The following is a 16,240-nucleotide window of genomic DNA, read 5'->3' on the forward strand; positions in this document are numbered from 1 at the left end:
CCCCTCCTCCTTCGATTACAGCTTCGTCAAATGCCGCAGTAGCGGGAAGGCTGCTTCGTCAGCCCGGCAAATTCCAGAAACCGGACAATTTCCGCATCCCAGAACTCCCATGTGTGGCCGTGGCCTTCCGCCTGACGGTATTGATAGCCGTAAGGATTGCCTTCCAGCGAAACGAAGAAATCCCGCACGAGCTCGTTCAGATCGAGCCAAGGGTCCAGGCTGCCGCAGGCATGATACACCCTCGGCAGTACCGCCGATCCGGCCAGAGCCTGCCGAGCCAGATGCTTCAGGTCGTTATCCGTGTTCTTGATATCTCCGTCTCCGAACAGCAGCACGCGGTCGTACGCCCGCTGGGAGCCGTCGTTCTCGAAGGCGATGTCCGACTTGTCGCCCGCGGAGAACGCCCCGATCGCCGCATATTGCCCGGGCCGGGCCAGACCGACCCGCAAGCAGCCGTATCCGCCGTTCGACAGGCCGGATATGTAGTTGTCCTCCCGCGCGGCCGACAGCCGGGGCAGCAGATGCCGCAGCGTGTTCGGCAGCTCGTCGGCGATATGGGTAAAATATTTGCCGCCGTGCTTCATATCGGTATAGCAGGAATGATGCACGCCCGGAACGACGACGGCGATGCCGTATTCCAGCGCGTACCGTTCGATGCTGGTCATGCGCAGCCATGCCGTATGATCGCCCGACCCGCCGTGCAGCAGCCACAGCACCTTCAGCTTGCCGTCACCTTCATACGGGCGCTTTTCTTGAGGGACGATCACGTTGACAACCGTCTCCATCCCCAATACTTCGGAGAAACAATGCGTCTCGATTAGTGCCATCTTATTCCCTCCTCTTCACCTCGTGCCAGTCTCGCGCAGCGGCAGCCATTGGAGAACGCGTTCGATGCAGCGGTCCCAGTAGGCCCAGCTGTGATCGCCCGGCCCTTCTTCATAGGTCAGCGGAAGCCCGAGCTGCAGCGCATGGTCGCGGAAACGGACACTGGCTTCATACAAGAAATCTTCCGTCCCGCACCAGGCGTACAGTTCGGGGCAAGGCGCGTCCGATTCGGCTCTGGCGGCCGCCGCCGCAAACAGGTCGTTCTTGCTGCCCGCAAGCTGCTCCTTGCTCCCGAACACATCGGACGCCTGCCCCTCGCCGATGCGCTCCAACATGTCGAGCGCATCGAGAGCGCCGGAGAAGGATGCCGCCGCCGCGTACTTCTCGGGAACCAGCAATCCGGCCTTCATCGCGCCGTAGCCCCCCATGGAAAGCCCCGCGATAAACCGGTCTTCGCGCGCGCCGGACAGCGGGAACATTCTCTCGCACACCGCCGGCAGCTCTTCGGTAATAAAGGTGAAATAATTGCGGCCCATCGCCATATCGGTATACCAGCCAAGATGCCCGGCCGGCATCACAACCGCCAGCGGCAGCCTCTCCACATATCTCTCGATACTCGTACGCCTCATCCATGCCGTATGGTCGTCGCTCCGCCCATGCAGCAAATACAGCGTCGGATACGGCCCCGGATCGCTCACCGTGCGCGATCCCCCCGACAGGTGCTGAGGCAGCAATACTTCCATCGGTACGGGCATCCGCAGCACCTCGGAATGATAATGCACATGCAGCCATGCCATTCGGTTATTCCCTCCCTATGTCCTTATGAAGCTTGCTGAACAAGCTATTTATTAATTCTTCGTCCGGACGTCAACTCCCTGTCTCTCAGGAATTTCTTTCCTTTAATAATCGCCGGCACCTACGCGCAACGAAAAACAGGGAGCGCATCCGCAAACCGGCGCACTCCCTGCTTAGACGGCCCCGCTTGTTCCGTCTTGATCGTCATTCCGCTTAATTTTGGGCTTTTCGCTTCTGGTATTCCGCATTCATCTCTTCGATGATTTTCTGATAGTTCGGGTCTTTTTTCAGCTGCTCGACGTATTGATCCCATGCCTCCATAGGAAGCTTGCCGATAATGACTTGGGTTTTCAAATCCGATATTTTCTTATTATAGTCTGCGCCCAGCTTCAGATCGGTTTCCGAAACCAGCCCGATCGTCGGATCGCCGACCGAAATTTTCGAGCGTTCTTCGGCGATTTTCATATTGCGCTGATAAATCTCCTTCGGCATGCCGGCCGCATACTGCCACAAGTCGACGACCGGCGTGCTGAACATTTTCCCCCACGAGCCGGTTCCGACGCTGTCCGCCACCGCTTTATCGTTGGCGATCTTCAATCCGTCCACAATGGAATAATGAACGTCTTTAATGCCGTATAATGTCAAATCCAGACCTTCGCCGCCGGAGCCGTAATTAATAAAATTTAAAATCGCCTTCATCTTCGCTTCCGGCACCGATTTCGGTATAGCCAGCACGCCGTTCATCCCGGAGCCTTGGGAAACGTACTGCTTTCCTCCCGCCTTCGGGCTTAGCGACACGATCGGAGTCCAAGCCACATTCGGGTCTTTCTTCCATTGATCCATCGTATAACGGAACAGCGCCTCCGGCGTTTCCGCCGTCACTCCCGCGCGCCCGCTGGTCGCCAGCTCCCAATATTGCGTTTCCTTCAGCACGGGGAAATCTTGAGGGATCAAGCCCTCCTCATACAGCTTCCGCTGATAGGCGATCGCTTCCTTAACTTCGGGCTCCATCGTCATATTGACGAGCTTGCCGTCCTTCTCTTTCCACTTGCCGACCGTTCCGGTAAACACTTCCTCGATCATTTGCGCGCTGCGCATCGTGAAGCCGGTCGTATCTTTTTTGCCGTCCGGCGCATTTTCTTTAAAAGCCTTCATCACGGTATACAGCTCATCCATATTCGTAGGCATCGGCAGCCCGAGCTTATCGAGCCAATCTTTGCGGATCGAGAAGAATCCGCCTCCGTCCAACGGGCGGCCCGCCGGAACCGCATAGTTTTTGCCGTCGATTTTGGTATTGTTCCAAATTTTCGAGTCCAGCGCCGTCAGATTCGGGTAATCCTTAACATACGGCGTCAAATCCCAGAACGCCCCCTGCTTCACCATTTGCCGGAATAAAGGGGTCGTAATGCTCGGAATTTTAATCAAATCGGCGATATCGCCGGCGGCGAGCGCTACGTTGACACGATCGGCGTAATCGCCCCCGGGTATCCATTGCACGGTCAGCTTCATGTTCGTTTTTTTCTCGAATTCCTTAAGCACCGGATTGTCCGGCGACGGCGGCTGGGCGATCGTGTAGTCCACCATAATTTTCAGCTCCGTCGGTTTGCCCGCTTCCTCCTTGGCGGCCGTCCCGTCCTTGGGAGCAGCCCCCGGAGAAGAAGAGCAGGCTGTCAGCGACGAGAGCAGAGCGGCTGCGGAGAGCGTCAGAAACGCCGATTTGCCGGATACGGACCGTTTATATATGTTCCGTTTATAAATATTCATTGAGACATCATCCCCCTGAATCAAAATAATGTTTGGTTCGAAGCTTGGAAAGAACGGCTACACGCGCCAGCCCGCACTGCGGACCAGCCCCTCATAATAGGCCGCGTCGATATGCAGCCCGAAGCCAGGCGCCGAAGGGACGGTTATCAGGCCGTCTTGGATCGAGTATCCCGATGTGTCGATGCCGGGAATTTGCGCCTCGTCCCATTCCACGAACATAAACCCTTCAATCGCCGGATAAGCCTGCGCCGAAGCGTAATTGCCGTAAAATCCGCCGTAGTTATGCGGCGCGGCCTTCACTCCGCTGCGGGCGAGACGCTTGGAGAGCTTCAGCCAATTGACGATACCGTAGTCCTTCAGATCGTACTGTATCGCATCGATCAGCCCTTGTTCGGCCCATTCCACGATAGGCTTCGCCGCTAGTCCCTCCCCGTCGGTGATCAGCACTTTCAGCTGCTTCTCCGCCAGCCATTCCTTCAAGTTGCGGTACAGTCTGTCATCTTCATGAAACGCTTCCTCGATCCACAGAAGCTTGGACTGCGCCGTCTCGCTCAGCACATGCTTCGTTAAGTTCAGGTTGTAGCCGTTGTTGGCGTCGATCGAAATGTTGCATTCAGGCCCTACCGCGTCGCGAATACCGTTGACGATGGCGATATCCCGCTTGGTGCCCTCCATCAAATCCATATGCATAGCGCCGCGACCCACCTTGATTTTGAAGCCCCGGAAGCCTTCGTCGTAGCCCTGCATCGCCTCTTCCTGGAGCAGGCGAACGGCGTCCTCATGCGAGCTGAGATGAAGGTCGTCAAAGTACAGCGAAGTGTCGTAGCACGGGACCCGCAGCGCAGATGCCGCCTTGCTTCCGCTAAGCAGCTCGTAGATAGGCTGTTGTCTTACTTGCCCGAGCCAATCGAGCAGCGGGAATTGAATCGCATGGAACCGTTCTTCGATCCACTGCTCCGCGGAGAACATGTCCCGAACGCTGCTGCCGATCAAAGCCTGCGCATCCTCGCGGGAAATTCTCGACCAGCCGTAACCGGAAATGCCGCCGATCGTGACGCGAAGCAGCGGAAAGCCGACTTCCTTGCCGTGCACGCCCAATCTCGCGTTGCAGCCGGCCAATCTGCGGCGCTCTCCTTTCATCACCGCTTGTTCGATGCTCTCGATACGCCAATTCATTTCCAGATCGTTAAAGCTTTGCATAGTAACCTCTCCTCACCGTGGTTTTTTGGAAAAAAGTGTCTCTTGCCATTATCCTTTGACCGAGCCTAACATGACGCCCTTCGTAAAATGCTTTTGCAAAAACGGGTATACCGCAAGAATCGGCAGCGTAGATACGACCACGGCCGCCATCTTGATCGTCTGGGTAGGCAGCTGCTTATCCGAAGCCATCTCTACCGCGGACGCCCCGCCGACGGCGGTATCCGAATCGATGAGCATGTTGCGAAGCACGATTTGCAGCGGCACCTTCGTGAAATCGTTAATGTACAGCACCGCGCTGAAAAACGTATTCCAATAGGCGACGGCGTAAAACAGCCCGAAAGCGGCGAGCGACGCGGCGGACAACGGAAGAATGATGCGGACGAAAATGCTGAGCTCGTTGCATCCGTCGATCATCGCCGCTTCTTCGAGCTCCGCCGGAATGCTGTCGAAGAAGCTTTTCATCAAAATAACGTACCAGCCGCTCGTCAATACGGGAACGATCAGCGACCATATGCTGTTAATGAGGCCCAGATCGCGAACCAGCAAGTACAGCGGAATGATGCCCGGATTAAATAAAATCGTGAACATCACCATAAACAGCATCGTCTTCCGGCCGTGCAGCCTTTTGCGGGAGAGCCCGAATGAAAACGCCGACGTAATGATCAGGCTGCACAGCGTGCCGACCGTCGCCAGGAAGGCGCTGACCCCCGTCGCTTTAATGAACGCCGAAGTCGACAGCAGATATTCGTAAGCGCTTATGCTCCAGCGTCCCGGCAGCAGGACAAAGCCGTTCTTATCCGCAAATTCGCCCGGTTCCGTGAAGGAAACGACGAATACATAATACAAAGGAAATAACGTGACGACGGAAACGACGACCAGCACCAGCATGTTCACTGCATTAAAAGCGCGGTCTCCCAAGCTTTCTCTCATTAGACGATTCCTCCTTTCAGCGCATGAGGGCCCTCTCCTCCTCAATAAACGCCTTCTTCGCCGAAGCGTTTGGCCGTCCAGTTCGCCCAAACGACGAGCGCCAGTCCGATCACGGACTTGAACAGCCCTACCGCCGTCGTATAGCTGAACTGCCCTTGCTGAATGCCGTTGCGGTATACGTACGTCTCGAAGACGTCGGCGACGCCCGCGACCGCGCCGTTGGACATCAGGAACACCTGCTCGAAGCCGACGTCCATAATATGGCCCAGCCGCAAAATCAGCAAAATCACGATGACATTGCGTATGCCCGGCAGCGTAATATGCCATATTTGTCTGATCCGGCTCGCGCCATCGATTTTGGCCGCTTCATACAGCTGCGAATCGATGCCTGTCATCGCCGCCAAAAAAATGATCGTCCCCCAGCCGGTATCTTTCCAAATATTTTGCGCGGTCAATAGCCCCCAGAAATAATTCTCGTTGGTCAGAAAATCAATCTTGGCGTAGCCCATACGCTCCAGCATCATGTTAACGACTCCGCTGGACTGGGACAGGAGCAGGAACGTAATGCCCGCAATGATGACCCAGGACAGAAAATGGGGCAAATACACGATGGACTGCACGGTCCGCTTCCAATATTTATTGCCCACCTCGTTCATGCACAAAGCCAGCACGATCGGCAAAGGGAAGAAGAACACCAGGCTCAAAAGGCTGATCATCATCGTGTTGCGGAATAAAATGTAAAAGCTCGGATTGGTGAAAAACCGGACGAAATGCTCCATGCCTACCCAGGCGCTGTTCCATACGCCCATATAAGGGGAATAATCTTGAAAAGCAATGATGATTCCCCACATCGGATAATACTTGAAGACAAGGAAGTACACGATTCCGGGCAAAACCAGCAAGTATAAATATTTGTCGCGTTTCAGATCGGACCAAAGCATCCGTCCGCTTCTCTGCTTCACGACTGCCTGAGACCTCAGCTTAGCCTCATCCATCGCCATCTCGCTTCCTCCCCTCTTAAACAAATGATATCGAACGCTTGCATCCCCGCTTCCCCCCTTTACACCGCGCAAGCTGCATTCGGAATCAGCTGATACGCCCACTGTAAATCGCTTTCGTGCAAACGGCAATAATAATAAATTATCGCGATCCCGTGCAAAATTTCCGGCGATCGTCTTTTTTTCCGAGAGGTGAACAACGCCGACTGCGCATGCGAAAGCATCCTCCGATCGCTATTGTTCCCGGATTTCTTGAATAGTTCAGCCCGTGACACGGTTGAAATCCGGGAACAAAGGCGACCGCTCTGCTTCTCCGGATTGCCCTCGCTTGCTTCGTTTGCTTGTTCGTTCCCCGCAGAACAAATCCCCCAAAAGCCATCCATGCCGCTACGCGGCACCACAGACAATGGAAATGGGGTACCAAGAGTAATTTCCAGGGTAGTGACGTGATGCTCTGAAGCTTATTCCGTCCGCATCCAGCCTAAGCTGGATCGGCGTCTAACCATTCCTCTGGGATCGTTCTATGGGTAGACTTTCCTTTCGGGGGAGAACCCGGATTTCCACAGGATATGGCTGCGCATCATTTCCTAAACAATGAAAAAAGGCCCTCCGAAAAGCGGGGAGGACTTGGAAACATTTGGTCTTCAAAGGAATAACGGCTCGCTGCCCCTGTGCTTTTCGCGGTACTGCCTCGGGGTGATTCCTTCGCTTTTTTTAAATAGACGAATCAGATGCGACGGCTGGTAATGCAGCAGCTCGGCCACCTCGTTAATTTTCATATCGGTTTGCACAAGCAGCTCCTTGCATTTCTCCATGCGCAGCCGGATCACGTAATCGATAAAATTGATGCCGTTCATTTGCCGGAATACTTTGCTCAGCTTGGACGAGCTCATCTGCAGCTGTTCCGCGTACCTGTCCAGCGATATGTCGAGCAGCAGCTCCTGTTGAATCTGCGTCAGCAGCCGATCCATCAGCTCCCGCATCTGATTGTCGTAAGCGACGGACAGCGTCTTGATAAAAGGCCGGATCAGCTTATATTGAAACCATTCGACGATCTGCCGCTCTTCCGACAGCTGCATCAGCTGCTCGTACAGATGGGCGCCTTCATACAAGTCGTACAAGTTCACGTCATGCTTAAGGATGGCGTCGTGCAGCGAGCCGAGCAGCTTCATCATCCCTTGGTGCACCATGAATTCGGTGCTGTTATCGCGCTGCAGCTCCTTCATAAACTCGCGGATCAGCCGGACCGCCTCTTCCTCCAGTCCCATGCTGACCGCATGCACGATCTCCCGCTCCAAATTCGCCGGAAAATGCTTGTTATGCGCCGTCTCCACCCTGATGTGATTCATATCCAGCAGCTGATTGGACGTGTGCAGATCGCGGAACCGCAGCGCTTTGCGCGTCTGATCCAGCACGTGGGGCATCTCCAGGATCGAATCGGATAATTTGCCCGTTACGATCGTGACCTTCAGCCGCAGAACATTGTTGACCGCAGCGATATAATCATGGGCCAGCTTGTTGATGAACGCTTTGGCCGCCTCGTTCGAGCAGCTTGCATCCAGCGCGAGCAAAGCGCCGATCGACAAGTCCTGAAAATGGATAACATGAACCTTGCTCATTTCGGCGGAACAAAGCTCGGCCAAAATATTCGACGCCGCATAAGTAATCAGCTGCTCATCCCGGTCCGTGCATTTGCCGCCGAGCTCGGACAGGCCGTGCAATTGGGCCGCCAAGACAACGAAGCGCCGATCGTCCGCATCCCAATCCAGCTGCCGCAGCTTCTCCAGAATCTCCCGTTCCGAGTGATTGTACAGATTGCCCTGCAGAAACTGCAGCAGGAAGCTTTCGCGCAGCGCCGGAATCGATTGCTTCATTTTAGCGGAAAGCGTTTTCCTTTCTTCCAGCAGCTGTCTCCACTGGTTTTCCATATAGGTGATTTCGTCCTTCTCCTCGATCCTCCCGTTTCTCGGAGCTTCGAACAAACGTTTCAGCCGCGCGATGGGCGCATACATCGTATTGGATGCGAACCAGGACAGCAGCAGCCCGATCGTCAACGCCGTCACGCTGATCCACAGAATGAGCATGGACAGATCCGTCACCGGAGCGGTGACCTGGGAGAGCGGCGTAGCCGATACGACGGTCCATTTGCTGCCCAGCTTGGCGATCTTCTCGTACGATACGGAGTAGCTGCTGCGGTCCCATTCGTACTTGAACATGTTTTCGGTGCTGTTGTCGTTCATAATCTTTTCTTTGAGCGCGGCCTTCAGCCCTTCCGGCTCCCGCGCGCCGTCCGCCGGCCCGGAAGCCGTCAAATCGTCCCCATTCTCGTTGAACAGAAAAGAAACCCCTTCTCCTGAAACGAGCTTCTGCACCATCATATTCAATTTGCCCTGATTCAAATAAATGATAAATGCGCCGAACGAACCGTACAATTGACCGCCGGGAAGCTTAATCACGATCGCTTTGTACTTCGAACCCGGCTCGTTTATTTTTCTCAGGCTGTAATTCCAATAAATCGTCCGTTCTTTATCGAGCAGGGAATTGAGCAGCGCCAAATCTTCGTCCGAGCGAATCGTTTGAAATCCGATCTCGTCCCCGAGCAATTTATCCGAACCGCGCAAATATAAATTGACGCTGTCGATCAGCGAATTGGATTCCGTCATCATTGAGAACGATTTCATAAGTTCGTTCGTTCGCGGAAAGTCCTGTACAAAATCCATCTGCTGCAGCGATTCGTCCAAGCTTCGGTCAAAGGCGAGCCGGACAACCGAATGCTCCAAATTGGTCATATAATCGTTCCATTGTTGGATGGACTGGCTCATCTGATTCTGATGCGCTTTATTCATCTCTTCTTCGATCCGTGCGGTTCCCAGCACATACAGCAGAATACCGATGAAAGCGATCGGAATGCTTGTAATCAGAAGAACCAAGCTTAAGTTTTTCCAAAAAAGAACGCCTCTGTTTTTACCGACCGGTCCGCTCATCCGCTCACACCTTCTTTTTAACATAGACTCCCCCGGTTACCTTGAGTATAGTGCTTGCCTAGAATATAACATGGGATGTCCGGAAGCAATATGTTCAAATACAACAACAATTTATCCGATCGCAACATTGCTGCAAGCGAACAACGTACTGCGTGCGTATCGCAAATATTCTTTACTTAAGCTCGCAAATTGCCCTATCATGTACTTATCACACAAAAGTTACGGAAGGAGCGCTTCGAGGTGCTGCAGTTTATTGCTCCCCCTATGCCCCACTATATCGTCAGCGGAGAAGATATCTATTCCATAGGAGGCAAACATGCCAACCGCTCGAACATCGGTGTCTTCGATCTGATTGTCGTCACCCGGGGAAGCTTATTCCTCGAAGAAGGCAGCATGGCTCTGCCTGTTCCGGCAGGATCTTACGCGCTGCTGCGGCCGGATCGAGTTCACCGCACCGCGATGCCCTGCAGCGAAGAAACCCATTTTTACTGGCTGCACTTTCAGACGCTGGGCCGCTGGTTCGAAGCGGAGGAGAAGCCGCTACCCCCGTCCTTGCTCGAAACGGAGCCTTATGCCCGGATTGAATATTTCTCCTTTTATTTGCAGCGAAGCGGTAAGCTGCGAATGCCCTCCCTTGTCTTCGATGCATTCCGTCATCTCCTGCAACTCGGCACGGAACCTTCCCCTCTGGCGCTCTATAAGCAGCAGCAGCTGTTTCATGAGATTCTCCTGCACCTTCAGGAGGAAGACGAAACCCGGGGCGACCGCCCATATGAACGGGTCGCAGAGAAAGCGGCCGTCTATTTGCGGCGTCATTACAAAGAACCGTTGTCCTATCAGCGTCTCGCCGAGGAGTTGCATTTCCACCAGAACCATATCGCTCTCTGCATGAAAAAAACGTTCGGCTGCACGCCTCTCGGCTACGTTACCCGTTATCGGGTGGAGATGGCCAAGCGGCTGCTGATTCACACCGATGACCCGATCGGCCGCATTGCGGAGGAAACCGGCTTCGGCTCCTTCCCTTACTTCGTTCGCTGCTTCACCAAGCATGTCGGCGTGCAGCCCAGAGCGTTCCGGATGGAGCACAGGGTGTAAAAGCGGGCCGCTGCCATAAGAAAGGGCGAGCCGACCGCAGCGCGGCGGAAGCAGGACGGTTAGCCGTTATCGCCCACTTTCTCGCCTGCAAGCGGTTTCGCAGGACCAACCGTACCGGGCCCCAGTCATAAGCCGCCGGATTTTTTCTATATATAGCGCTTTCAAACGGCCGTCTCATCACATGCAGAAACCGCCCACAAGGAGCGGCTTTGGTTTGCGCTTCGGCACGCAGTGAGCCTGCTTATTGCACAAGCGCTTGCTTATTACACAGTCGCAGCTACGGCATTTCTTGTTCCCGCTCGTCATCCGGCCGCCGTCTGCGCTTGACGAACAGCGTCATCAATGCCGATACTGCGAACCCTCCGACGAAGCCGCCCGCATGGGCGTAAAGGTCGACATTCGGAATAATCAGCGAGTAGACGAAGCCGATGATGACGATTGTACGCACCGTCTGCTTCGTTTGGTAATCGATTAAGTCTTTGCGGAATATCGATAAGTACAAATAAGCCGCGTATACGCCGTAAATCGCCCCCGACGCTCCCGCCCCGATATAGTAATCGGAATGCAGCCAAGCGCTGACGATATTGGCGATGATTCCGCACAAAAGATAAAACGGCGCATACCTCAGCGAGCCGAGCAGCCGTTCGAGCGGCGCCGCGAATACGTACAAGGCGAAGCTGTTAAACAGCAAATGCTCGAAGCCGATATGGATAAAGATCGAAGTGACATACCGCCACAGCTCAGGCTCCATTCCAGGCAGATCGAACATCGCCCCGAACCGGATTAACGTTGCGTTGCTTTTCGACGAGCCGTACCAGGTCATCGCCGCCATAACCAGCACATTTATGATGATGATTGCCGTGGTGACAGGATATAGGCGCACATATTGCTTCAGGCTCTCTCTTCGGACGAACAATACCCCTCTTCCTTTCCGTTGCGAATCTCTCAGGCAGCCGCCTGCTGCAAAAATCGCGCAGCCTATGGCTTGCCGGCCAAGCGGCAGGCGGCGTGCCCGTAAAGTCTAAGCACATTATAGACGTTTCTTCGTCTTCATACAACAATCGGCAGAAACGCGGAACAAATCCCCCAAAAGTGACGTGGTGCTCTGAAGCTTATTCCGTCCGCATCCAGCCTAAGCTGGATCGGCGTCTAACCATTCCTCTGGGATCGTTCTATGGGTAGACTTTACTTTCGGGGCAGCCCCCGGATTTCCACAGGATGTTGCTGCGCATCATTTCTTAAACAACAAAAAAAACAGAAGCTTAAGCCCGGACAGGCTGTCCGAGCTAAGCTTCTGTTGCAACGCTTTGCCCTACGGGCTCACTTTCACCGATATCGCATCGCTCTTCGTTGAGCCGGCGTCGTTAACGAGCTCGGCGACATACTGATAAGCGCCTGCGCTTCGCCCTCTGACCTTGGTCACGGCCGATTGGGCCGAAGGCGTAGAGGGTACGAGAGACTGCGTATCGATAAGCACTCCGTTCTCGTACAATCTGTACGATTTCGCATTCGTTCCCCACCACAGATCCATGCGAATATCGTAATTGCCGTCCCCGTCCCAATTATCGTGGGACAGCACCGCTTTGGCCGGGTTGGCCTGGTTGACCTGAACGGTCAGCGGCTCGCACGGCGTCGTTCCGTAACGATTGATCAGCTCGCAAGTATAGCGGTACGTTCCGTTCGGCTTCCCGTGAATGGCGGTAGTGACGGCTTGAGCGTTCGGCGAATGATCGCCGAGCGTCCTCGACTCTACGAGGCGGCCGTCTTCGTACAGCTTATAGACAGTGCCGTTATTGCCCCACCACACATTCATCGTGATGTTATAGTCGCCGTCCAGCAAACCGGTATCGTAGCCGTTATCGCTCGACAATACGCCTTTGGCCGGCGCTCCGTCGGCAGAGCCGCCCGGGATGCCGATCGTCACCGTCATCGATCCCGCCGCTCCCGAACCGTCCGCGGCCGTCGCCACCGCCAGCACCGTTCCCGGAGCCAGCACCTGCAGCAGGCCGTTCGCATCGATGGAGGCGATGGCGGTCTGCGTCCCGTCCGGCGACTGTACGCTCCATGTAACCGCCTTGTTCGAAGCCGCCGCGGGCGCCACTGTCGCCTGAAGCTGCAGCGACTCTCCGGCCAAGACCTCGCTCGACGGCGCGGATACGGTCACGGCAGACGCCTTAAGCGGCACGCGCTCGATGCTTGGAACCGGCGGCTCGCTCATGCCGTCTCCGAGATAGAAGCTGGGATGAGGAGGCTGGTTGTAGGCTACGTTTTGCCAGGCGACGGACAAGCGGTACTCCGGATCGTCCATCAGCGTATACAGCCGATGCGGGGTAACGGCCGTCGTCGTATAAATTCGCAGAGCGCTGCTGTCCTCGGTGCGCCATACGGCCTCTTCCCGCCAATCGCCGAACAAGTCGGCCTGCAAGGACGGATTGCCTTTGGTCGTATTGTTGGAATTCGTGCCGACGGCGGTCAATAGTCTTACCGACTTCTGATTCACGTAGTCCCATTTGTCGATATTACCGACGCCTATCGGGTCTTTCCAATCATGATCGAGCAGTTCGCGAAGCAAGTCGCCGTCCCACCAAATACCGAAGTTGACCGACGGCCTGGAGCTGCTGATCTTCTCGCCTTTGGTCGTATAGATGCCGCCCGCGTCGCCGGTCGCCCACATTTCCTCTCCCAGGTAGCGCGGATCGATGTCCGCGGACATCCCCCTGCCGACATCGTAATTGGTAGGCACGCCCCAGATGAGCTCGCCGGTCTCCGCGTCCCGGAATTCCAATCCGGCCGGATTCGGATATTCTTCGTGAACGCCGAAATATTCCATCCCCGGGCGGCTCGGGTCCAAATCGCCCAAATGCATCGCATCCCCATGGCCAAGCCCCGTCGAGTACAAGATCGTTCCGTCGTCGTCAATCGCCATGGCCCCGTACGTGATCTCGTCCTTGCCGTCGTGATCGACGTCCGCCACGGATAAATTATGATTGCCTTGTCCCGTATAAGCGGCGTTGCCGGGATCGTTCGTATCGAACTTCCACAGCTTCGTCAATTTCCCGTCGCGCCAATTGTAGGCTACCAGAACCGTACGGGTATAATAGCCTCTGGCCATAACTAGGCTCGGCCGCTCTCCGTCAAGATAAGCGATCGCCGCCAGAAACCGGTCGACCCGGTTGCCATAGCTGTCGCCCCAGCTCGACACGCTGCCGCGGGGCGGGTCATAGTCCGTCGTTACCATAGCCGCGCCGGTCTCCCCGTTAAAAATCGTCAAATATTCCGGTCCGCTCAAAATATAGCCGCTCGAATTGCGGTAGTCGGCGGAGGCGTCTCCTATCACCTGCCCGGCGCCGTCTATCGTGCCGTCGGCCGTCTTGAACGCCACCTCGGCTTTGCCGTCGCCGTCCAGATCGTATACCATGAACTGCGTATAATGGGCTCCGGCGCGGATGTTGCGGCCCAGATCGATCCGCCATAGACGGGTTCCGTCGAGCTTGTAGGCGTCGATATAGACGTTGCCGGTATAGCCGGACTGCGAGTTGTCCTTGGAATTGGAAGGGTCCCATTTCACGATGAGCTCCAGCTTCCCGTCGCCGTCGAGATCGCCTACGCTGGCGTCGTTCGCGCGGTACGTATAAGCCTCTCCCGCAGGCGTGACTCCGTCGTCCGGCTTTTGCAGAGGAACGTCCAAATACTGGTCGTTCCATACTCCGAACGTTTCGCCTTGGCGCTCCTCGGCGCCGTTCACAACGGCGCGTACCTCATACGCGTCGGCCGCCGTGCCGCCTGCATCCAAATAATTGGTGCTGTCCGTTATCGGCTGCGAGTTGATCTTCTGCCCGTTGCGGTACAGGTTAAATGCAATGCTCTTCGGATCGGTTCCGAACAATCGCCAGCCCGTATAAACCCCTCCGTCCACCTTGACCGCTACCGGACTGCGGTCCAGCGTCTCCATCTGACGCTTCAGCGTCGTCACGGCAGGCACGGCCAGCACTTCGGACGGAGCCGATACGCCTCCCGTATTGACCGCCGTCACCCGGTAATAATAAGCCATCGTCGTAAATACGTCGTTGTCGGTATATTCGGCGGCGTTCACCGTCGCTATCGTCGCGAACGGTCCCTGTTCGCTCCGGGCACGCTGCACTTGATACTGGAGCGTCCCGGGAACTTCGTTCCAGCGGAGCGTGAGCCGGGTCTTGGCCGCGTCGGTTACAGCAAGCCCCGTCGGGGCCGCAGGCGGCTGCACGGCGGGATCGCGTACCGTCACCGAAACGGAATCGCTCGGCGACGACTCGATATTTTGGTTCAGCAGCTGCGTCACCCGGTACCGATAAGCGCCTCCCAGCTGTACCGTACGGTCGGTATAGGATGTTTCCGTGCTGGTGCCAAGCCGGGTAAAATCTCCGTCCTCTCCGTCGGCAAGCCGGTATACGTTATAAGCGCTGGCTCCATATACCGCATCCCATACGAGACTGACGGACGGACTGGGCGCATACGTGACCGCCGAAACGCTCAGTCCGCCCGGAGCCTGCTGCGGCGTAATCTCGATCGCATTCGCCCGGCCGTCCCTGCCGAATTGGAAATTCATCTGTCCGTCGGCAAGATGAACCGTCCGGATCAGTTCGGCGTAGCTGCCGCTAGCGGATGAGAGCGTTCCGTAAGAGACTCCTTCGATCGATATATCCGTCTTGTTCGAGGCGATCGCATCCCCCGAAACGACACGGACGGAATATTCCCCGTTCGGCAAATCTACCATGAAGCCGTAATCCGTACCGACCGTAAAATCCCGCAGCAGCGGATCGGCCGTTCCCCTATCGCGGTTATTCACCGACCGGTCGAGCCCGTAGCCCCGGGCCGCCGTGTATATCGTGGTGTTGGAGACCCGGGTATAGCCAGGGGCAAGCGGACTCGTGTCCGAGCCGAAGTCGAACATGGAGCCCGAAGCCGCTGCCGCGGAGGCTGCCGCTTCCGCACGGCTTACGCCGGCATCGCCGATTCCCGCAGCCAGGGTCAACACAAGCACAGCAGACAAACAAGCGGACAAACGTCTTTGTAAAGCGTACAATAGATCTCCTCCTCATGTTCCTGCATGGCATTCCGCAATTACGGCACCCCCCCTTGGCGGTGCATCATGTTGAACGTTACTGCTTGTCCTCCTTTACTAAGGAATTTAATCGATCGCAGTCCTAAGGACGCAATCAATTTGGTAGCGTTTACATAATATCACAAATGAATTGTCTGAATCTTTACGCAATTTTGCCTAAAACTTTCATTTATTTGTCAATCGTGCGCATTCGCGAAATTCAGCGTTCAGACCGTTCTCGGGAAATCGAAGAACGCAATAGGGCGCCAAGCAGGAACCAATCCCCCAAAAGTGACGTGATGCTCTGAAGCTTATTCCGTCCGCATCCGGCCTAAGCTGGATCGGCGTCTAACCATTCCTCTGGGATCGTTCTATGGGTAGGGTCGACTTTACTTTTGGGGGAGCCCACGGATATCCGCAGGAAATTGCTGCGCATCATTTCCCTAGAGTAAAGGGCAGAGAAATCTGCCCCTCCTCATCAAACCGTACGTGAGGTTTTCCCTCATACGGCTTTCCGATGTTCGTCATTCATGTGCATGCAGATTACAAGAGCGTTTTAAGTCCATATT

At 55.5% G+C, this 16,240-nt stretch carries 10 protein-coding genes; 1 reads left to right on the forward strand and 9 read right to left on the reverse strand.

The genetic code is table 11. The features are described 5' to 3' along the window. Window positions 1-26: 26 nt before the first annotated feature. From N0M98_RS30555 to N0M98_RS30585, 7 genes are all read right to left on the reverse strand, one after another. Window positions 27-827, reverse strand: coding sequence for an alpha/beta hydrolase (locus N0M98_RS30555; protein ID WP_249864356.1), 801 nt, complete (start codon window positions 825-827; stop codon window positions 27-29). 15 nt (window positions 828-842) lie between these two features. Further along, on the reverse strand, window positions 843-1,622 hold the full coding sequence (locus tag N0M98_RS30560; RefSeq protein WP_259620145.1) for an alpha/beta hydrolase: 780 nt from the start codon (window positions 1,620-1,622) through the stop codon (window positions 843-845). Window positions 1,623-1,833: 211 nt separating this feature from the next. Further along, on the reverse strand, window positions 1,834-3,384 hold the full coding sequence (locus tag N0M98_RS30565; RefSeq protein WP_259620146.1) for an extracellular solute-binding protein: 1,551 nt from the start codon (window positions 3,382-3,384) through the stop codon (window positions 1,834-1,836). Window positions 3,385-3,441: 57 nt separating this feature from the next. After that, window positions 3,442-4,584 (reverse strand): enolase C-terminal domain-like protein, encoded by a 1,143-nt coding sequence (locus N0M98_RS30570; protein ID WP_259620147.1) that lies wholly within the window; start codon window positions 4,582-4,584, stop codon window positions 3,442-3,444. A gap of 48 nt (window positions 4,585-4,632) precedes the next feature. Then, window positions 4,633-5,514, reverse strand: coding sequence for a carbohydrate ABC transporter permease (locus N0M98_RS30575; RefSeq protein ID WP_259620148.1), 882 nt, complete (start codon window positions 5,512-5,514; stop codon window positions 4,633-4,635). A gap of 41 nt (window positions 5,515-5,555) precedes the next feature. Further along, the gene (locus tag N0M98_RS30580) at window positions 5,556-6,515 is read right to left on the reverse strand and encodes an ABC transporter permease (RefSeq protein WP_375295571.1); all 960 of its coding nucleotides are present in this window, start codon (window positions 6,513-6,515) and stop codon (window positions 5,556-5,558) included. Between the two features lie 641 nt (window positions 6,516-7,156). Then, window positions 7,157-9,496 (reverse strand): AraC family transcriptional regulator, encoded by a 2,340-nt coding sequence (locus N0M98_RS30585; protein ID WP_259620149.1) that lies wholly within the window; start codon window positions 9,494-9,496, stop codon window positions 7,157-7,159. Window positions 9,497-9,736: 240 nt separating this feature from the next. Between N0M98_RS30585 and N0M98_RS30590 the strand changes: the two genes are divergently transcribed. After that, entirely contained in the window at window positions 9,737-10,591 is an 855-nt protein-coding gene (locus tag N0M98_RS30590) for a helix-turn-helix transcriptional regulator (RefSeq protein ID WP_259620150.1), read from the forward strand. Window positions 10,592-10,868: 277 nt separating this feature from the next. Here N0M98_RS30590 and N0M98_RS30595 read toward each other — a convergent pair whose 3' ends face one another. Together N0M98_RS30595 and N0M98_RS30600 are read right to left on the reverse strand one after the other, a co-directional pair. Continuing rightward, on the reverse strand, window positions 10,869-11,507 hold the full coding sequence (locus N0M98_RS30595) for a rhomboid family intramembrane serine protease (RefSeq protein ID WP_249864363.1): 639 nt from the start codon (window positions 11,505-11,507) through the stop codon (window positions 10,869-10,871). Between the two features lie 396 nt (window positions 11,508-11,903). Next, window positions 11,904-15,653 carry a rhamnogalacturonan lyase family protein gene (locus N0M98_RS30600; protein WP_310944680.1) on the reverse strand — a complete coding sequence of 1,250 codons (3,750 nt, stop codon included), beginning with the start codon at window positions 15,651-15,653 and terminating at the stop codon, window positions 11,904-11,906. Window positions 15,654-16,240 lie beyond the last annotated feature (587 nt).

Origin of the sequence: Paenibacillus doosanensis (genome assembly GCF_025060755.1) — a bacterium.
GTDB lineage: Bacteria > Bacillota > Bacilli > Paenibacillales > NBRC-103111 > Paenibacillus_S > Paenibacillus_S doosanensis.